At 69.9% G+C, this 19,253-nt stretch carries 15 protein-coding genes; 11 read left to right on the top strand and 4 right to left on the bottom strand.

Annotated features, from left to right (window positions below; all coding sequences use genetic code 11):
* Window positions 1–37 precede the first annotated feature (37 nt).
* Window positions 38–1,990 (top strand): methyl-accepting chemotaxis protein, encoded by a 1,953-nt coding sequence (locus V7Z98_RS06150; protein WP_334157349.1) that lies wholly within the window; start codon window positions 38–40, stop codon window positions 1,988–1,990.
* 105 nt (window positions 1,991–2,095) lie between these two features.
* Here V7Z98_RS06150 and V7Z98_RS06145 read toward each other — a convergent pair whose 3' ends face one another.
* From V7Z98_RS06145 to V7Z98_RS06135, 3 genes are all read right to left on the bottom strand, one after another.
* Entirely contained in the window at window positions 2,096–2,983 is an 888-nt protein-coding gene (locus tag V7Z98_RS06145; protein WP_334157348.1) for a cache domain-containing protein, read from the bottom strand.
* 67 nt (window positions 2,984–3,050) lie between these two features.
* Window positions 3,051–3,701 (bottom strand): response regulator transcription factor, encoded by a 651-nt coding sequence (locus V7Z98_RS06140; protein ID WP_334157347.1) that lies wholly within the window; start codon window positions 3,699–3,701, stop codon window positions 3,051–3,053.
* Window positions 3,702–3,722: 21 nt separating this feature from the next.
* Window positions 3,723–5,018, bottom strand: coding sequence for a histidine kinase (locus tag V7Z98_RS06135; RefSeq protein ID WP_293261826.1), 1,296 nt, complete (start codon window positions 5,016–5,018; stop codon window positions 3,723–3,725).
* A gap of 192 nt (window positions 5,019–5,210) precedes the next feature.
* Here V7Z98_RS06135 and V7Z98_RS06130 point away from each other — a divergent pair, with 192 nt between their 5' ends.
* The 3 genes from V7Z98_RS06130 (at window position 5,211) to V7Z98_RS06120 (ending at window position 8,279) form a co-directional block, all read left to right on the top strand.
* Complete coding sequence (locus V7Z98_RS06130) at window positions 5,211–7,100, top strand: methanol/ethanol family PQQ-dependent dehydrogenase (RefSeq protein ID WP_442951816.1); 1,890 nt, start codon at window positions 5,211–5,213, stop codon at window positions 7,098–7,100.
* 96 nt (window positions 7,101–7,196) lie between these two features.
* Window positions 7,197–7,775, top strand: a complete 579-nt coding sequence (locus tag V7Z98_RS06125) for a pentapeptide repeat-containing protein (protein ID WP_334157346.1) — start codon at window positions 7,197–7,199, stop codon at window positions 7,773–7,775.
* 3 nt (window positions 7,776–7,778) lie between these two features.
* Complete coding sequence (locus V7Z98_RS06120; RefSeq protein WP_334157345.1) at window positions 7,779–8,279, top strand: c-type cytochrome; 501 nt, start codon at window positions 7,779–7,781, stop codon at window positions 8,277–8,279.
* Between the two features lie 115 nt (window positions 8,280–8,394).
* On the opposite strand, the gene V7Z98_RS06115 is transcribed toward V7Z98_RS06120, so the two are convergent.
* Window positions 8,395–10,176, bottom strand: coding sequence for a PQQ-dependent methanol/ethanol family dehydrogenase (locus tag V7Z98_RS06115; RefSeq protein ID WP_334157344.1), 1,782 nt, complete (start codon window positions 10,174–10,176; stop codon window positions 8,395–8,397).
* A 394-nt stretch (window positions 10,177–10,570) separates the two neighbouring features.
* Between V7Z98_RS06115 and V7Z98_RS06110 the strand changes: the two genes are divergently transcribed.
* The 7 genes from V7Z98_RS06110 (at window position 10,571) to V7Z98_RS06080 (ending at window position 19,253) form a co-directional block, all read left to right on the top strand.
* On the top strand, window positions 10,571–11,377 hold the full coding sequence (locus V7Z98_RS06110) for a quinoprotein dehydrogenase-associated SoxYZ-like carrier (protein ID WP_293261838.1): 807 nt from the start codon (window positions 10,571–10,573) through the stop codon (window positions 11,375–11,377).
* Window positions 11,374–12,378, top strand: coding sequence for a quinoprotein relay system zinc metallohydrolase 1 (locus V7Z98_RS06105; protein WP_334157343.1), 1,005 nt, complete (start codon window positions 11,374–11,376; stop codon window positions 12,376–12,378). Before V7Z98_RS06110 ends, V7Z98_RS06105 begins: the two co-directional genes overlap by 4 nt.
* Before the next feature lie 10 nt (window positions 12,379–12,388).
* Window positions 12,389–13,189 carry an energy transducer TonB gene (locus V7Z98_RS06100; protein WP_334157342.1) on the top strand — a complete coding sequence of 267 codons (801 nt, stop codon included), beginning with the start codon at window positions 12,389–12,391 and terminating at the stop codon, window positions 13,187–13,189.
* A gap of 17 nt (window positions 13,190–13,206) precedes the next feature.
* Entirely contained in the window at window positions 13,207–14,619 is a 1,413-nt protein-coding gene (locus V7Z98_RS06095; protein WP_334157341.1) for a HAMP domain-containing sensor histidine kinase, read from the top strand.
* A complete protein-coding gene (locus tag V7Z98_RS06090) occupies window positions 14,616–15,263 on the top strand; it encodes a response regulator transcription factor (protein WP_334157340.1) in 648 nt (215 codons plus the stop codon). Before V7Z98_RS06095 ends, V7Z98_RS06090 begins: the two co-directional genes overlap by 4 nt.
* Before the next feature lie 175 nt (window positions 15,264–15,438).
* Entirely contained in the window at window positions 15,439–17,535 is a 2,097-nt protein-coding gene (locus tag V7Z98_RS06085; protein WP_334157339.1) for a TonB-dependent receptor family protein, read from the top strand.
* Window positions 17,536–18,005: 470 nt separating this feature from the next.
* A complete protein-coding gene (locus V7Z98_RS06080) occupies window positions 18,006–19,253 on the top strand; it encodes a porin (protein WP_293261856.1) in 1,248 nt (415 codons plus the stop codon).

Genomic DNA, 19,253 nt, shown 5'->3' with positions numbered 1-19,253 from the left:
ATAACGACAACACATCCCCACCGCCACGCCCGAGACCATGAGCCTGTTCCCCTTCCGTTCCCGCCCCGCCGGCCCCCCGCCGCCCTCCCCCCACCGGCCCCACAGCGGCACCTTCGACTGCGGCGCCGCCACCGCCCTCGGCGATCCGGACCTGGCCGAGCAGGCCGGGCTGCTGTTCGCCTTCGTCCCCCCCGAGGCCGATTTCCCCCGGGTCAGCGCCGACCTGCAACGCCTGGCCAGCCCGGGGCGCAGCGTGATCAGCCTGTCGTCCACCGGGGCCTTATGCGCCCGGACCGACGGCTCGCCCTACTGCGCCATGGAGGGACGCCAGGGCAGCTGGCTGTGGCTGCCCGACGGCCTGGTGGCCCGCCACGAGGTGCACACGGTGGACCTGCACGTGAATGGCGGCAGCGCCCGGGACCGGGTCGCCGCCATCCGGGGCGAACTGGAACGCCTGCCGGTGGGCATGCCCCTGTCCGCCGGCCAGACCTTCGCCCTGGTGTTCTGCGACGGCCTGTCGGCCTCGGAAGGCTTCCTGATGCAGGCCTGGTACGAAAGCCGGCGCTTTCCCTGCCTGGCCATCGGCGGCTCCGCCGGGGGCCGGCTCGATTTCAGCGGCACCTACATGCGCGCCGCCGGGCCGGTGCTCCAGGGCAAAGCCCTGCTGGTGTTCTGCCAGATCGCCCCGGGCAAGCGCTTCGCCCCGTTCAAGAGCCAGAACTTCGAACCCACCCGCCAGCACTGGCTGGTGGCCGAGGCCGACCCGGTGGCCCGCACCGTGGCCTCGGTGTTCGGTCCCGACGGCCGGCCTCAGCCGGTCCTGGAGGCCCTGGCCGCCCACCTGCGCTGCCGGCCCGACGAGGTGGGTGCCCGCCTGGCGGGCAAAACCTTCGCCGTGAAGGTGGGGAACGAATACTTCATCCGCTCGGTGGCCGCCTTCGAGGGCGAGCGCATCCGCTTCTTCTGCGACCTGGAATTCGGCGACCGGCTCCACCTGCTGGAGGCCACCGATTTCCACGGCGCCACCCAGCGCGACTGGGACCGTTTCCTCGCCGGCAAGGGCCAGCCCGTCGGCGTGCTGCTCAACGACTGCGTGCTGCGCCGGGTCGGCAACCCGGGCAAGCTGGAAGGCGCCCGCTTCTTCGGCGGCCTGCCCGCCGCCGGCTTTTCCACCTTCGGCGAGATCCTCGGAGTGCCGATCAACCAGACTCTGTCAGCCCTGGTCTTCTTCGACGGCCCGGGGGACGACCTGATGGCCGACTTCCCCATGGCCTACGCCGACTACGCCGGCCACTACGCCCAGCGCGCCTTGTACCGCTGGGAGGCGCTGCACTCGCTGCAAAGCGCCGTGGTGGAAAAGGTGGTGGATTACCAGCACGGCCTGTCGCCCCTGCTCTCCAGCCTGCCCCAGCTGGAGGCGGCCACCCGCCAGCAGGCCGGCACCCTGGACCTAGCCCAGGCCAGCATCGGCGCCATCAGCGGCGCGGTGGCCCAGACCTGCGAGGCCCAGGCGCGGCTGGACGGCGAGCTGGACAACCTGGAAGGCATTTCCCAGGCCATCGGCAAGATCACCGGCGGCATCAGCGCCATTGCCGACCAGACCAACCTGCTGGCCCTCAACGCCGCCATCGAGGCCGCCCGTGCCGGTGAAGCCGGGCGCGGCTTCGCCGTGGTCGCCGACGAAGTGCGCAAACTGGCGCAGTCGGCCAAGGGCCAGGCCGATGCCACCGCCGGCAGCATCCGCCAGGCGGTGGCCGCCATCGCCAGCATCCGCCAGGTGGCCGGGGAGACCGTGGACACCATGCAGGACATGGCCCGCACCAGTTCCGATGCCGCCGCCCAGATCGGCCGCATGAGCCAGGAATCGGCCCTGGAGCGGGACAGCGTGGGAGCCAGCCTGGCCCGGCTGGAGACCCTGGCGAGCGGCCTGGACGCCATGGAGGCGGCCATCCACCAGCTCACCGACTTGCAGGCCATGGCGGCGCACTGAACGGTCGTGGCCCAACGACAAAGGCCCGGGAGCCATGCTCCCGGGCCTTTGCCTTGAATGCCGAGCCACGCCGGACGTCACGGCCCGGCGCGGTGCCTCCGGTACTTACTCCCGGTAGTAGCCGACGCCGACCAGGTTGCCGCCCTCGCGGCGGATGAAGGTGTGCTTCTTCTCCACGGCGTTGGTCAGGGGGTTGCGCCACACATAGTCCACCTCGCCCTCGCCGCGCCGCTTGGCCAGGTCGATCATCTGCTGGATCAGGGGGTGGCCTTCCACGTCGGTCAGGTCCCGGGCGTCGCTGCCGGTCATGGCCGGATTGGCGCCCATGGCCTCGAAGCGGCCGTTCTCCAGGTTCACCGCGAACACGTAGAGGTCGCCGTTGAAGAAGCCGCCCACCGGATCGTTGAAGCTTTCCCGGGCCTTGTCCATGCCGTCCTTGCGCACCAGGGCCACGGCCCGGTTGAGCATGCGCCGGGCGTCATTGGCGGTGGAGCGGGGAGCGTAGTAGCCCACCCCCAGCACGTAGTCGCCGCTGCGGTGCAGGAAGGTGACTTTCGGTTCGACCTTGTTGCTCGCCCGGTTGAGCCACACGTAGCGCACCTGGGCGTCGCTCTGGCCCTTCACCGCGTCGAGCATGTTGCGGAACAGGGGGTTGCCCGCCGCATCGCGGCTTTCCAGCACGTTCAGGCCCACCAGGCTGTCGGCGGCGGCGCCGCTGGCCCGGTAGACGCCCTGCTGGTCGATGGCGAAGACGTAGAGGTCGCGCTTGACGAAGCCTCCCTTGGGGTTGTTGAAGGCGGAAAAGGCCTTCTCCGGCCCGTTGGCCTCCAGGTACTTGACCGCCGAGGCCAGCAGGGCCTGGGCCTGGCGGGCGGTGGAATGGTTGGCATTGTTGGCAATGTTGGAATTGTCGGCGGCGGCCTGGGCCAGGGCGGGCAGGCACAGCAGGGCCAGCAGCATCCCGGCGCGGCGCAGCAGATTGACGGCTCTCATCTCGGTGTCACTCCCTCGTTCGTAGCAAAAAGAAAAACGGCGGCGGTGGCGGTGCTTACGGCACCCGTCACACTGCCGCCGGTTGCAGTTCCACCAGGCCGTAGCGCGCCGCCAGGCGGAACAGGGCCAGGTCGTTGTCCACCTCCAGCTTCTGGCGGATGGCGGACAGGTGGTTGAATACGGTCTTGGGGCTCAGGTGCAGGCGGGTGGCCACGGCCCCGGGGGCCTCGCCCCCGGCGGTGAGGCGCAGCACCTCGAATTCCCGGGGGGTGAGGCGGGCCAGTTCGCCGCTGCCTTCCAAAGCCAGCCGGGCGAGCAACTGGGCCACGTCGTCTGAGAAGGCCTGCTGGCCCTGGGCCACCTTGCGGATCGCCGCCACCATCTCCAGGGGTTCGGAATGCTTGGTCAGGTAGCCCACCGCCCCGTTGCGCAGGGCCTGGGTCACGTAGGCCGACTGGTGGTGCATGGAAAACACCAGGATGCGCAGGTCCGGCTGCCGGTCGAGCAAGCGGCGGATCGCCTCCAGGCCGCTACCCTGGCGCAGGGACAGGTCCATCACCACCACGTCCACCCGGGGCGCGTCGCGCAGGGCGGCGCAGGCCTCGTCGGCGCTGGCCGCCTCGGCCACCACGGTGAAGCCGGGCTCGGCGTCGATCAGGCGACGGTAGCCGGTACGCACCACCGCGTGGTCGTCCACCAGCATCACGTTGAGGATCATCTCCACTCCTTCCTGTTATCGCTACAGCGGAATCCGCGCCACCAGGCGCAGCCCCCGGGGGGCGGCATCTTCCACGGCCAGGACGCCGCCGCACATGGACAGGCGCTCGCGCATGCCGAGCAGGCCGCCGCCGCTGCGTCCCGCCACTTCCTGAGCGCGCCCCCGGCCGTCGTCTTCCACCGACAGCCTGATCGCCCCGTCCGCCACCCCGCAGGCCACCCGCACCAGGCCGGCGCCGCTGTGGCGAAGCACGTTGGTGAGGGCCTCCTGGAGCACCCGGTAGAGGGCCAGGCCGGCGGAGGCCGGCAGGGCCGGCAGCGGCTCCAGTCGGCATTCCAGGGCGATTTCCGGAGCCCGGGATTTCCAGCCGCCGGCCAGGTCCTCCAGGGCGGCGGCCATGCCCAGGCCCTCCAGGCCGTGGGGCCGCAGTTGGGCGAGCAGACCGCGCACGTGGCCGGCGATGCGGCGCGATTCCCGGCCGATCTCCTGGGCGCACTCGGCCACCTGGGCCGCCGGTGCCGTGGCGGCGTGGCGCTCGACGAAGGCGGCCGAGGCGCCGATGGCGGCCAGGGACTGGCCGAACTCGTCATGCAATTCACGGGCCAGTTCCCGCCGCTCGGCCTCCTGCACTTCGAGCAGGCGGCGGGTGAGCTGGTGCTGGGTGTCCCGGGACTGGGCCAGGCGCTCCCCCAGCCAGGCCACCGCCCGGCCGATGCGGTCGAACTCGCGCAACTCGAAACGGGGCAGCCCGGGATCGGCTTCGCCCCGTTCCAGCCGGGCCAGGCCCAGCTCCAGTTCGCGCACCGGCGACAGGGCCCGGTGCACCGCGTACCAGGCTGCCGCCAGGGAAACTGTTGCAAATAGGAGCAACACCAGGAACAGGCGGGCCGAGTCGCGCCATTTTTCAACAATCTCGCTGCCCGGATCGGGGCGGATCACCAGGGTGGCCTCCCCCAGGGGAATACGGTGGGCAGAGGCGGCGGCCGGGGGCACCAGCCAGTCCGGCAGGATGCTGTCTTCCAGGGGGGCGGGGTCGGCCGCCGGCCCGCCTGGCCCGGCCTCATTCCGTTCCAGGATGGCCTGGACGTGGCGCAGGCCGCCCCGCTCGATCAGGGCCTGCACCGCCGCCAGATCGGCGGCGCCCTGGCTCTGGGAGGCCCGGGTGGCGGCGAGCAGCAGGTCGGCCAGGCGCGACGAGGCGGCCTGTTCCTCGACGGCGTCCTGGCGCAGGGCCAGCAGCCAGACCAGGGCGACGGCCGCCGCCAGCACGGCGAAGAAGCCGGCCAGGCGGACCACCAGGAGACGGCGCAAATCCATGACGTTGCCCTTGCAAGCGATGACGGGCGGTTCAAGCAGGAAGCATTCCACCGGCGGGAACCTTTCCCGGCCACGGCAGGCGCTTTTCCCGGGACGGAAACGGGGGGGCTTTTCCATACTGCCCCGAGCACTGGAGACCCCACTGGAGACCCATCGGCCCGGTGCGCCCCATAACGATCAGGAGACGACCCCGTGAAACTGCATGCCAACGCCTCATCCCGCCCCCAACGCCTGGCCCTCGGCCTGGCCGCCGCCGCGCTGGCGGTGGGCCTGGCCTTTCCCGCCCAGGCCGCCGGAAGCAAGGTGACCTGGGACGACATCGCCAACGACGACAAGACCCCCGGCGACGTGCTCACCTACGGCCTGGGCCTGAAGGCCCAGCGCCACAGCACCCTGGCCAAGATCAACACCCGCAATGTGGCCGGCCTGGTGCCGGCCTGGAGCTTCTCCTTCGGCGGCGAGAAGCAGCGCGGCCAGGAAAGCCAGGCCCTGGTGCACGACGGGGTGATCTACGTCACCGCCTCCTACTCCCGCATCTACGCCCTGGACGCCCGCACCGGCAAGCGCCTGTGGGAATACGAGCACCGCCTGCCCGAGGACATCCGCCCCTGCTGCGACGTGGTCAACCGGGGCGCGGCGATCTACGGCGACAAGGTCTATTTCGGCACCCTGGACGCCTCGATCGTGGCCCTCAACAAGGACACCGGCAAGGTGGTGTGGAAGAAGAAGTTCGGCGACCACAAGGTCGGCTACACCATGACCGGCGCGCCCTTCGTGGTGAAGGACCAGAAGAGCGGCAAGGTGCTGCTGGTGCACGGCTCCTCCGGCGACGAGTTCGGCGTGGTGGGCTGGCTGTTCGCCCGGGACCCGGACACCGGCGAGGAAGTGTGGGCCCGCCCCCTGGTAGAAGGCCACGTGGGCCGCCTCAACGGCAAGGAAAGCACGCCTACCGGCGATCCCAAGGCCCCGTCCTGGCCCCGGGACAAGGACGGCAACCTGGTGGAAGCCTGGCACCACGGCGGCGGCGCCCCCTGGCAGACCGCCAGCTTCGACGCAGAGACCAACACCATCGTGATCGGCGCCGGCAACCCGGCCCCCTGGAACACCTGGAAGCGCACCCAGGAAGGGGACGACCCACGCAACTGGGACAGCCTGTTCACCTCCGGCCAGGCCTACGTGGACGCCAGCACCGGCGAACTGAAAGGCTTCTTCCAGCACACCCCCAACGACGCCTGGGACTTCTCCGGCAACAACTCGGTGGTGCTGTTCGAGTACAAGGACAAGAACGGCAAGCTGGTGAAGGCCTCGGCCCACGCCGACCGCAACGGCTTCTTCTTCGTCACCGACCGGGAAAAGCTGGCCACCGGCGCCGGCTACCCGAACAAGCCCACCTCCCTGATCGGCGCCTGGCCCTTCGTGGACGGCATCACCTGGGCCTCCGGCTTCGACCTCAAGACCGGCCGCCCGATCGAGAAGAACAACCGGCCGCCCCTGCCCAAGGACGGCGCCGACAAGGGCGAATCGATCTTCGTCTCGCCGCCGTTCCTGGGCGGCACCAACTGGATGCCCATGTCCTACAGCCCGGTCACCGGCCTGTTCTACATCCCGGCCAACCACTGGGCCATGGACTACTGGACCGAGCACCTGACCTACAAGGCCGGCTCCGCCTACCTGGGCCAGGGCTTCCGCATCAAGAAGCTGCACGACGACCACGTGGGCGTATTCCGCGCTATCGACCCCAAGACCGGCAAGATCGTCTGGGAGCACAAGGAGAAGTTCCCCCTGTGGGGCGGCACCCTGACCACCGCCGGCGGGCTGCTCTTCTCCGGCACCTCGGACGGCTTCGTCAAGGCCCTCGACGCCAAGACGGGCAAGGAACTGTGGAAGTTCCAGACCGGCTCCGGCGTGGTCTCCGTGCCCATCACCTGGGAAATGGACGGGGAACAGTACGTGGCCATCCAGTCCGGCTACGGCGGCGCCGTGCCCCTGTGGGGCGGTGACATGGCCGACCTGACCAAGCAGGTCACCCAGGGCGGTTCGGTCTGGGTGTTCAAGCTGCCCAAGCAGGTGGCGTCCCGCTAAGGCCCCGGGCGGGCGCGGCCTGGGCCGCGTCCGCCTCTATCGCTTTTTCCACTTTTTCCACTTTTCCCACCGGAACCCATTCGCCACGAGGGTGCCATGCACAGAATCCTTTACCTGATGCTGCTCGCCGCGGCCTGCCTGCCGGCGTCGCCGGCCTGGGCCGAGCCGGCGGGCGATCCGCCGGTGATCAACGGTTGCGGCATCTGGCCCCACGCCCGCTGCCGCGGCGCCGACCTGCGCCACGCCGATCTTTCCGGACGCAACCTGGCCGGCGCCGACCTGACCGGGGCCAAGCTGGCCCGGGCCGACCTGCGCGCCGCCAACCTGGCCGGCGCCATCCTCGACGGGGCCGACCTGAGCGGCGCCCGGCTGAACAAGGTCAACGCCCCGGGGGCCTCGTTCAAGGGCGCCACCCTGGTGGGGGCCGACCTGGAATTCGCCCGCATCATGCGCGCCGACTTCAGCGGTGCCGACCTGACCGCCGCCAACCTGGAAGCCGCCCGGGCCAGCTTCGCCTGGTTCGTCGGCGCCCGCATCGTCAACGCCAACCTGCAGGAAACCAAGTTCGTGACCGTCAATTTCAAGGACGCGGTGATGGAAGGCTGCCTGACCCGCTACACCATCTTCCCGGACGCCTTCACCGAAGGCTGCGCCGGCTGCCCTAAGGACTGGTGAGCCATGACCGCCCCCCTGATTTCCCCGGTGCGAAACGCCGCCCTGGGCCGCGCCCTTCGCCCCCTCCTCCTGGCCGCGGGTCTGGCCTTGGGAAGCGCCCCCGCCCAGGCCTACGAGGTGGTGCGCCCCGACGTGGACCTGTCGGCCTTGCCACCCCTGGGCGACGCCTGGCGTGACGACAACCCCTACCGGGGCAACCCGGTGGCGGTGGCCGCCGGCCGGCAGGTCTTCAACCAGGCCTGCGCCCAGTGCCACGGCAGCGACGCCGATCCCCGCCAGGGCATGCCGGCCCCGGACCTGCGCCCGCTGCACCGCTTCTGCCAGCGCATCCCCAGCCCGGAACTGAAGGGGGCCTGCATGCGCGACAACGACGCCTTCTTCGCCACTTCGGTGCGCTTCGGCAAGGTGCGGGTCGGGGTGGTGCACATGCCGCCCTGGCAGGGCATCCTGCCCCAGGAAGCGGTGTGGGCGGTGCAGGCCTTCATCGAGTCGGTGGCGCGCTGACCCGGCATGGGCGAGCGGCCGATTCGTCCCCCAGAAGCGAAAACGGCACGGGCGCCGCAGCGCCCGTGCCGTCGTCATTGCCGGTGCGTCCCGGGGGACGCTACCGCTGCACCGGTCAGGACTTGTGCAGCTTGAACACCCAGACCGAACCGCCCTGCTCCAGGAAGTTCACGCGCTTGGCCACGTCGCCGCCCCACAGGGGAACGGCGCCGCCCCAGCCGGTGACCACGGCGACGAACTGCTCGCCGTTCTGCTCCCAGGTGACCGGGGGCGCGACGATGCCGGTGCCGGCCTGGAACTTCCACAGTTCCTTGCCCGACTTGGCGTCCAGCGCCTTCAGGTAGCCTTCCGGGGTGCCGTAGAACACCAGGCCGCCGCCGGTGGCCAGAGCACCGCCCCACAGGGGAGCGTAGTTCTTGTTCTCCCAGACGATCTTCCCGGTGACCGGATCCACGGCGCGCATGGCGCCGATGTAGTCGTCGTGCAGGGCCTTGATGGTGAAGCCGGCACCCAGGTAGGCCGCGCCCTTCTTGTAGGAGACGGGCTCGTTCCAGATGTCCATGCCCCACTCGTTGGCGGGCACGTAGAACAGGCCGGTCTGCTGGCTGTAGGCGATCTGCTGCTGGTTCTTGCCGCCGAGGAAGGACGGCGCCGAGAACACCACCTTGCCCTTGCTGCCGTCGCTGCCGGCGGCCGGGTCGCCCGGGCGGTTTTCGTCGTTGTAGATCGGCCGGCCAGTCTTGAGGTCGATGCCCTTGGCCCAGTTCAGGTCATGCACGAAGGGGAAGGCATTGAGCAGCTTGCCGTTGGTCCGGTCGTTCACGTAGAAGAAGCCGTTGCGGTCAGCCTTGCCGCCGGCCTTGACCACCTTGCCGTCCTTGCCCTTGTAGTCGAAGGAGACGAACTCGTTCACCCCGTCGAAATCCCAGCCGTCGTGGGGGGTGTTCTGGTAGTGCCAGACGATCTTGCCCGAGTCGGGATCGATGGCCAGGGTGGAGGACGAGAACAGGTTGTCGCCGGGGCGCAGGTGGCTGTTCCACGGGGCCGGGTTGCCGGTGCCGACGAAGATCAGGTTGGTGTCCGGATCGTAGGTGGCGCCGTTCCAGGTGGAGGCGCCGCCGGTCTTCCACATGTCGCCGGACCAGGTGGCGTTGAGGGTGCCGCTGATGCCGTTCTCGACCTTGGTGCCGTTCTCGTAGCGGTAGCCCATGTGGCCTTCCACCGTCGGGCGGCTCCACAGCAGCTTGCCGGTCTTGGCATCCCGGGCCTCGAGGCGACCGACCACGCCGAACTCGCCGCCGGACACGCCGGTCACCACCATGCCCTTGACGATCAGGGGGGCCGCGGTCATGGAATAGCCGGCGGCGTAGTCGTCCACCTTCTCCTTCCACACCACCTTGCCGGTGTCCTTGTTGAGGGCCACCAGCTGGGCGTCCAGGGTACCGAAGATGACCAGGTCGCCGTACAGGGCCGCACCCCGGTTGATCACGTCGCAGCAGGGCATGATGCCGTCGGGCAGGCGGTGCTCGTACTTCCACAGCTTCTTACCGGTGGCCACGTCCAGGGCAAAGATGCGCGAGTAGGAGGCGGTCACGTACATCTTGCCGTCGTAGATCAGGGGCTGGGATTCCTGGCCGCGCTGCTTCTCGCCGCCGAAGGAGAAGGACCATACCGGCACCAGATCCTTCACCGTCTTGGTGTTCACCTTGTTAAGGGGGCTGTAGCGCTGGCCCTGGGTGCCCATGCCGAAGCTGACCACGTCGCCGGTGGTCTTGGCGTCGTTGACGATGTCGGCGTCGGTCACCTCCTTGGCCGATGCCTGGCCAAAGGCCAGCAGCGCCGACGCCAGCAGCGTCAGGGCCAGTGCTTTGTTTCGTGGGGTGCGGCTGCGTTTCATGAAGATGCCTCCTCGGTTGTAATAGCTATGGGTTCGGGTGACGGCGGCCCGCGCGCCGATCCGGTCGCGCGGGGGCGCAAGGCGGGCCGCCGCCCCCCCTTTCTGCAATCCCCATGCCAAAAACGTGGATCGGGAAGAATTCCCGGCCCCGAGGCACTCTCCTCCCGTCCGCCCTCGCCGCCGGGCTCCCGGCACTGCTTCAAATGTCATCACCTGTACCAAAGTGCGACACCCGGGGACGCCCCGGCGGGCAGCGCCCCGGCATCGGCCCCGCCCCCGGGCGGCGTCGGCTCCCCCCGCCAGGTCGCGGCATGGCGATTGCTTAAGACGGAAACGAGAAAACCGAATCCCGATCGAGATGCGGCGCCCACGCAGGCGCCGCCAAGGAGGAGACATGAGGAAGACCCTGCGCGCCGCCGGCGCGCTGCTGCTGCTCGCCCCCTGGCTGGCCCTGGCCGCCCCGGCGGCCAAGCCCCCCGCCGCCCCGGACCCCCTGGATTCGGCCCGCTGGGAGGACATGCGCCGCCAGCTGTTCGCCGACGCCCCGGTGGCGTTCGACGCCCGCATCAAGGTGAGCGCCCCGTCCATGGCGGAAAACCCGCTCAACGTGCCGATCACCGTGGACGCCACGGCCCTGGCCCGGGATCTGCCGGGCAGCGTGCGCGAGATCCTGGTCTTCGCCGACTTCAACCCGATCGTCCAGATCCTGCGCTTCTACCCGGGCCAGGCCACGCCCTTCCTGGGATTCCGCGTCAAGCTCCAACAATCCACCCCCCTGCGCGCCGCGGTGCGCGGCGACGACGGCGTGTGGCGGGTTGGGGGCGCCTGGGTCAACACCACCGGCGGCGGCTGCACCGCCCCGTCCGTAGGCTCCGCATCCCCCGAATGGCAGCGCCGCCTCGGCGAAGTCAGCGGCCGGCTGTTCGCCCGGGCCACCGACGGCGGCCAGGGCCAGGAACGGGTCCGGCTGCGCATCGTGCATCCCATGGACACCGGCCTGGTGGGCGGCATTCCAGCCTTCTTCATCCAGGAGTTGGTACTGCGCGACGGCCAGGGCCGGGACCTGATGCGCATCGAGCCCAACGAGCCGGTCAGCGAAAACCCGGTGTTCACCGTAGACCTGGCCGGCAACGACACCCGCCGCATCCAGGTGAGCGGCCGGGACAACAACGGCAACCTGATCCAGGCGTGGCTCGAATGAAAACCGTCATCCGCGCGCTCCCGGCCCTGGCCGCCCAGGTTGCCCAAATTGCCCTATTCGCCGCCCTGGCCCTGCCCGCCGCCGCCCGGGCCGGCGAAGAGAGCTACCAGAACTACGACTACGCCCTGGCGCCGCGCCGCATCGCCGCCGACACCTACGTGCTGGTGGGGCGCAACGAGGACTTCACCCCGCGCAACGGCGGCAACATCGTCAACACCGCCTTCATCGTCACCGACGACGGCGTGGTGGTGATCGACACGGGCCCCTCGCGCCGCTACGGCGAGCAACTGCGCCAGGCCATCGCCCGGATCACCGACAAACCGGTGGTGCGGGTGTTCAACACCCACCACCACCCGGACCACTTCCTCGGCAACCAGGCCTTTGCGGCCCCGACCCTGGCCGCCCTGCCGGGCACCATCGACGGCATCCGCCGCGACGGCAACGCCTTCGCCGAAAACCTCTACCGCCTCTCCGGCGACTGGATGCTCGGCACCGAGGCGGTGGCCCCCGCCGCCCCGGTGGCCGCCGGCACCCAGAACTTCGGCCGGCACCGCCTCGAAGCCATTGCCGACCTGGGCCACACCGACGCCGACCTGGTGCTGCTCGACACCGCCACCGGCGTGCTGTTCGCCGGGGACCTGCTGTTCCACGGCCGGGCCCCGACCACGCCCCACGCCGACATCGCCCACTGGCTGGCGGCCCTGGACCACCTGGAACGCCTCGCCGCCAGCGGCCGGGTGAGCCTGGTGGTGCCCGGCCACGGGGAGGTGGCCCCCCCCGCCGAACCGATCCGCCAGACCCGCCACTACCTGCGCTGGCTCGACGCCACCCTGCGCCAGGCCGCCGACGACGGGCTGGACATGAACGAGGTGCTGGCCCTGCCCCTGCCGCCGGACATCGCTGCCTTGGCGGTTTCCGAAGCCGAATACCGGCGCTCCGTCGGCCACCTTTTCCCGGCCATCGAGCAGGAAGCCCTGGCCCGGCACGGAGGCCGCCCCTAGGGCGGGAGCCATGGCCGCCACCCTGGCCCTTACCGCCCCGGCCGGCGCTCCGCCCCGGCTGTTCGTCGTGGCCCTGGGCCTGTCCCTGGCCCTGCACGGGGCGGTGCTGTTGCTGCCCCGGGCGACCCATGGCGCGCCGCCGGACCTGCCGCCGTTGCAGGTCACCCTGTACCTGGATGCCGCAGCGTCGGCCCCTCTGCGTTCCCCCCAATCGCCGTCCCCCCCCGCCGCGCCGGCGGCAACGCCGCCTGCGCCCGCCGCCCCCCAGGCCCGTCACCGCCCGCTTCAGGCCGCCCCCCGGGCGGAAGCGCCCCGCCCCCTGGCCGTGCCCGTCCAAACCGCCGCCCAATCGGCCCTCACCGCGCCCGCCCTTCAGGCGGACACCGGCCCGGCCGGCGCCAAAGCCGCCAGCGGTACCGCCGAAACGTCCACCGCACCTTCCACCGTCGCCGCCCAAGGCCCGGCCCAGGCCCGAGACGCCGCCGCCCCGGGGGACAACGATCCCAACGCCCTGGCCCGCTACGGCCGCGCCCTGTCGTCCCTGCTCGAACGGCAGCAGCACTACCCCCGCCTGGCAGCCATGCGCGGCTGGGAAGGAGAGGTGCGCCTGCAACTGAGCATCGCCCGCAAGGGCACCATCGTCGCCATCCAGATCGCCCATTCCAGCGGTTTCGACGTGCTCGACCGGAGCGCCCTGGAACTGGTCCAGCAGTTGCCCGAGGCCCTGCTGCCTCCGGTGCCCGCCGCCCTGCGGGAGCGGGAATTCCAGATCGTCGTGCCGATCCTCTACCAGCTGCGCAAGCCGGCCTGAACCCAGCGACGACCACCATGCGCGCCCTGCCCCTCCACACCCGCATCGGCCTGGTCCTGACGGCCCTGGCGGCGGCCATGTTGCTGGTCCTGGGGCTGGTGTGGACGCGCAGCGTCCAGACGTCGATCCACGAAGAGGTGGAAGCCGCCAGCCGGGTGGCCGAACAGTGGCTGAAGGTCCTGGCCGGCGAGACCCGCCAGGCCGGCCCCGCCCCCCTCCTGGCGCGGATTTCCGCCGTGGGCCGGATTCGCGCCAACAGCCTGGAAGTGCTCGGCGCCGACGGCACCCGGCTCTACCATTCGCCCCCTTCCGGCTACAAGGCGGGACGAGTGGCCCCGGCGTTCTTCGCCGCCCTGGTGGAGCCGGACTTTCCGCCCCGGCGCATCCAGGCCGGAAACCTGACCCTGGTGCTCTCCCCGGACCCCTCCCGGGCCACCCTGGACGCCTGGGACGGGCTGTGCGCCCTGGCGGGCTGGGCCCTGGGCCTGCTGGCCCTGCTCTTTCTCGGCTGCCTGCTCGCCCTCCACCGGGCCCTGGCCCCCCTGGGCCGGCTGATGGCCGCCCTGGACCGCACCGGCAACGGCCGCTTCGACACCCGCCTGCCGGCGACTGGCGCCCCGGAACTGGCGCGCCTGGCCCGGGCCTTCAACGGCATGGCCGACCGGCTAGCCGAAGCGGTGGACGAGAACGTGCGCCACGAAAGCGCCCGGGAAGTGTCCCGCCGCCTTCAAGGCCGGCTGGAGGACGAGCGCCGCGACATCGCCCGGGAACTGCACGACGAACTGGCCCAGGGCATCACCGCCGTGCGCGCCCTGGCCGGCGCCATCGTCCAGCGCAGCGCCGCCGAGCCGGCCCTGGCCGATCACGCCCGCAACATCGTCGCCGTCACCGGCGACATCCAGGACGGGGTGCGGCGCATCCTGCACCGGTTGCGCGAGCCCGCCGGCAGCAGCCTGGCCGCCGCCCTGGAGGCCCTGGCCGACGCCTGGCGGCAGCGGCACCCGGAAACCGTGCTGGTGGTGAATCTCGCCCCGAATCCGACCCTGGAGCGGGACGACCTGCCCGCCCCCTTCGCCCAGGCGGTGTTGCGCATCGTCCAGGAAGGGCTGACCAACATCGCCCGCCACGCTCGGGCCAGCCGGGCTGAGTTATCCCTGCACGGCGAGGCCGGGGGCCTGTGCCTGCGCCTGACGGATAACGGCATCGGCGCCGCCGCCCTGCTGTCGCCCTCCCCCTCCGTTTCACCCGCCGAATTTTCCGCCATATCGCCCGCCACTGGCTGCGGCCTGGGGCTGGCCGGCATGGGCGAGCGGATCGCCGCCCTGGGCGGCCGGTTACGCCTCGACACCCCGCCCGAGGGCGGCTTCCGCATCAGCGCCTGGCTGCCCGCCACCCACCCCGACCCCGCCGTACAGGAGGACCGCCCATGAGCCCCCGCCTCGACGCCACCCGCGTCCTGCTCGCCGACGACCACGCGGTGGTCCGCCTCGGCTTCCGCCTGCTCCTCGAAGGCGCCGGCGCCCACGTCTGCGGCGAGGTCGACAGCGGCGAGGCGGCCCTGCGCCGCTATGCCGAACTGGCCCCGGACGTGCTGGTGATCGACGTGTCCATGCCCGGCATGGGCGGCCTGGCGGCCCTGGAACGCCTCCTCGCCCGCCACCCGGAGGCCCGGGTGCTGGTTTTTTCCGCCCACCAGGACGCGGTCATCCCCAGCCGGGCCCTGCGCCTGGGCGCCCGGGGCTACCTGTGCAAGCGCTGCGCGCCGGAGGAGTTCCTGCGCGCCGTGGCCCGGGTGGCCGCCGGCGAACGCTACCTGGACCCGGAACTGGCGCCGGCGGTGGCCCTGGCCCAACTGGGCAGCGCCGCCCATCCGGTGGAGGCCCTGACCGAAAAGGAATTCGAGGTCTTCCTCCAGCTCGCCCAGGGGCGCTCGGTCAACGACGTGGCCAAGGACTTCTTCCTCAGCCCGAGCACGGTGGGCAGCCACCTCTACCACATCAAGCAGAAGCTCAACCTGCAGAACGCCGCCGAAATGGCCCTGCTGGCGGTGCGCAGCGGCCTGGTGGAAGCCTGAGCCTGAGCCTGAACCTCTGACTCCGTTCCATCCCGGCCGCCCGGTCCGGACTCATGATTTTCGCTAGGGCTGGTTGGCGAATCCCCCGGCGACCGGCGGGGGCGCGGTGGGAATAATCGTTTCCATGGTGCGGCAAGGTGCCGCCCACCCATAACGACAACATCGAGACATCCACATGCCCGTCCGTTCCACGCCCCTCTTCTTCGGCCTCGCCGCCATGGCGCCCTTCGCCGCCGCCGGCGCCACCGATGCACCGGAAGCGATCCTCGACCCGGTAGTCATCAGCGGCAGCCGCAACGAGCATTCCAGCTTCGACCTGCCCGCCTCCATCGATGTGGTGGGTGCGGACCGCATCGGCGCCGCCCAGGCCAAGGTGAACGTCTCCGAAGCCCTGTCCTCGGTGCCCGGGCTGGTGGCCCTCAACCGGCAGAACTACGCCCAGGACTTGCAGATCTCGTCCCGGGGCTTCGGCGCCCGTTCCGCCTTCGGCGTGCGCGGCATCCGCCTGATCGCCGACGGCATTCCCGCCACCATGCCCGACGGCCAGGGCCAGGCGGCCACCTTCGACCTGGACGCGGCGGAGCGCATCGAGGTGCTGCGCGGCCCCTACTCCGCCCTCTACGGCAACCACTCCGGCGGGGTGATCCAGATGTTCACCCGGGACGGCCAGGGCCGCCCCACCCTGGAAGGCTCGGTCAGCGCTGGCAGCTACGGCACCTGGAAGGGCGATGTGAACGCCCAGGGCGAAGCCGGGGGCGTGGGCTACGTGCTGGACGGCTCCCGCTTCAGCACCGATGGCTACCGCCCCCACAGCGCCGCCACCCGGGACCAGGCCATGGCCAAGCTGACCACCCGGCCCGATACCGACAGCAAGCTCACCCTGGTGGCCAACGGGCTGTGGCAGCACGACACCCAGGACCCCCTGGGCCTGACCTGGGGCGCCTACCAGAAGAACCCGCGCAGCGTGGACCCGGCGGCCCTCACCTACAACACGCGCAAGAGCATCGACCACACCCAGGGCGGCGCCACCTACGAGCGCCGCTTTGGCGAGGACGTGTTGCAGATCACCGCTTACGCGGGCAGCCGCCAGGTGACCCAGTACCAGGCCATCCCCAAGGCGGCCCAGATCAACCCGCGCAGTTCCGGCGGGGTGGTGGATTTCGACCGCAGCTTCGGCGGGGTCAACCTGCGCTGGATCATGTCCCGGGCCCTGGGCAGCGGGCGCCTGACCACCACCGCCGGCCTGGACTACGACCGCTCCAGCGACGACCGCAAGGGCTACGAGAACTTCATCGGCAACACCTTCGGGGTGATGGGCAAGCTGCGTCGCAACGAGGTGGACACGGTGTCCAACCTGGACCCCTACGTGCAGACCGAATGGCAGAACGAGCGCTGGTCCCTCACCGCCGGCCTGCGCCACAGCCGGGTGCAGGTGGAGGTGGACGACAAGTACCTGGCCAACGGTAACGACAGCGGCAAGCTCACCTACAGCCAGACCACGCCCATGCTGGGGGTGGTGTACAAGGCCACCCCGGCCCTCAACTTCTACGCCAGCGCCGCCCGGGGCTTCGAGACGCCGACCCTGAACGAGCTGTTCTATTCTGGCAACGGCAACGGCTTCAACTTCGGCCTCAAGCCGGCCCGCAGCACCCACCTGGAAGTGGGGGCCAAGGCCTTCCTGGGCAGCGACACCCGGGCCAACCTGGCCCTCTTCCAGGTGCGCACCGACGACGAACTGGTGGTGGACATTTCCAGCGGCGGGCGCACCAGCTACAAGAACGCCAGCCGCACCCTGCGCCAGGGTGTGGAGCTGGCGGTGGACAGCACCTGGAGCCACGGCTTCACCAGCCGGGTGGCGCTCACCGGCCTGCGGGCGGTGTACGACGACAGCTTCACCAGCACCAGCAGTGGCACCGTGCCCGCGGGCAACCGCATCCCGGCGGTGCCCGCCGCCACCCTGTTCGGCGAACTGGCCTGGAAGGACCCGCTCACCGGCCTGAGCGCCGGGGTGGAAACCATCGCCCGGGGCAAGATGTACGTGGAAGACAGCAACACCCAGCAGGCGGCGCCGGGCTACGCCCTGATCAACCTGCGGGTGGGCGCCGAGCAGAAGAGCGGCCCCTGGGTGTTCAAGCAGTTCGTCCGGGTGGACAACCTGTTCGACCGCCAGTACATCGGCTCGGTGGTGGTGGGCGACGCCAACGGCCGCTTCTACGAGCCGGCCCCGGGCCGCAACTGGCTGGCCGGGGTGAGCGTGCGCTACCGCTACTGACCGCCGTTCCGGCGGTCCCGTTTTTTCCTCCTTTTTCTCTCTGCCACCTCCCGTTTCGTCTCCTGTTGTTTCTTGTTGTTTCCTCCTCCTTTTCACGCCCCGGCCTCCGGGGCGTTTTTTTTGCTGCATTGCCGCAAACGAAAACAGGCGGGAGCAACAGCCAAGCCAATGATTATGAAACGAAAAAAACTGTTTCAGAGTGGGCCAGACGGCACGCCCCAGGCTGCAACAATGTCGAAATAATCGACACCGCCGTAAGTTACGACTGGTGTCAAAAAACGAAAAAATCGTCCTGAAATCGACAACCCTATTGATTGTTGCGATTACGCGTCATGGACCCTGTGTTCATGGCACGTCCCTCGCGCCTATGCATCCATCCCGCCTACCGGGGCGGGACTCAAGGAGGAGTCCGGGACGCCCTTTTTGCGGCCCCCCGGTATCCAGATCAAAAAGATGCATGGAGACTATCAATGACCCATTCCCAGATCCTGCGCCCCCTGGCGCTCGCCCTGCTGGCCATCGGCCCCGGCGCCGCCCAGGCGGTGAGCTTCACCCAGGGTGACGTGACCATGGACATCAACGGCACCGTGAACGGCTTCATGGTGACCCGGGAAATGCAGCTCACCAGCCGCGCCACCGGCCAGACCGTGAAGACCACCGACAGCAGCTTGACCAACGGCCTCTTGCCCGGCTGGATCAACTTCGTCGCCACCACCACCGCCAACGGCCAGGACATCAAGGCCCACATCAGCTTCGCCCCGGGCATCTCCAACCAGTCCACCATCGTCGGCCTGCCGTCGAACAACTCCAACGTCCAGGCCCTGGGCCTGAACAACCCGCCCAACAGCCCCTACAGCCAGGTGGACACCCGCAACGTGTACTTCCAGTTCGGCAACAAGGACTGGGGCAACATCAAGTTCGGCCGCGACATCGGCCTCTTTGGCCAGAACATCATCCTCTCCGACATGACCCTGCTCGGCGTGGGCGGCACCTCCTGGGCCAGCATCCCCTTCAACACCACCTTCGGGATGATCGGCCACGGCTACATGTACACCGGCTTCCAGCCCCAGATCACCTACACCACCCCGACCAAGAACGGCTTCTCCGGCGCCGTGGGCATCTTCCAGCCGAGCAAGTTCGCCGGCAACGAGACCAAGACTCCGGGCGTGCAGGCCATGGCCCAGTACGACTGGAAGGGCACCACCACCGGCAAGGTGTGGGGCGGCCTGATCCAGCAGAACACCAGCTGTTCCAACACCACCTTCGGCGGCGACAGCTGCGCCGGCGTGCGCACCTACAGCGCCAGCGGCCAGGAACTGGGGGCCAAGGTCGGCTACGGCAACTTCGAGGCGGTGGCCTACGGCTTCACCGCCCGGGGCCTGGGCCTGTCCACCGTGGGCGCCCTGTTCAACGGCGGCGGCAACCCGGCCACCGGCGAGCGGGTCCGTTCCAACGGCTACTTCCTGCAGACCACCTACAAGTTCGGCGACACCAAGGTGGGCGTGAACTACGGCCGCAACAGCGACAAGGACGGCCAGCTGGTCAATGCCGGCCGCCAGATCCGCAACCAGGCGGTGACGGTGGGCGTCTACCACTCCCTCAACAAGTACGTGACCCTGGTGGGGGAAATCAACCGGGAAAAGATCGACAACGTGCTCGACCTGAATGCCGACGCCAAGAACACCACGGTGTCGCTGGGGGGCATCATCTTCTTCTGA

It is taken from the genome of Oryzomicrobium sp., assembly GCF_036820405.1.
GTDB lineage: Bacteria > Pseudomonadota > Gammaproteobacteria > Burkholderiales > Rhodocyclaceae > Oryzomicrobium.
Note: the sequence above shows the minus strand (reverse complement) of the source record. Positions and strands in the feature narration are given on the sequence as shown.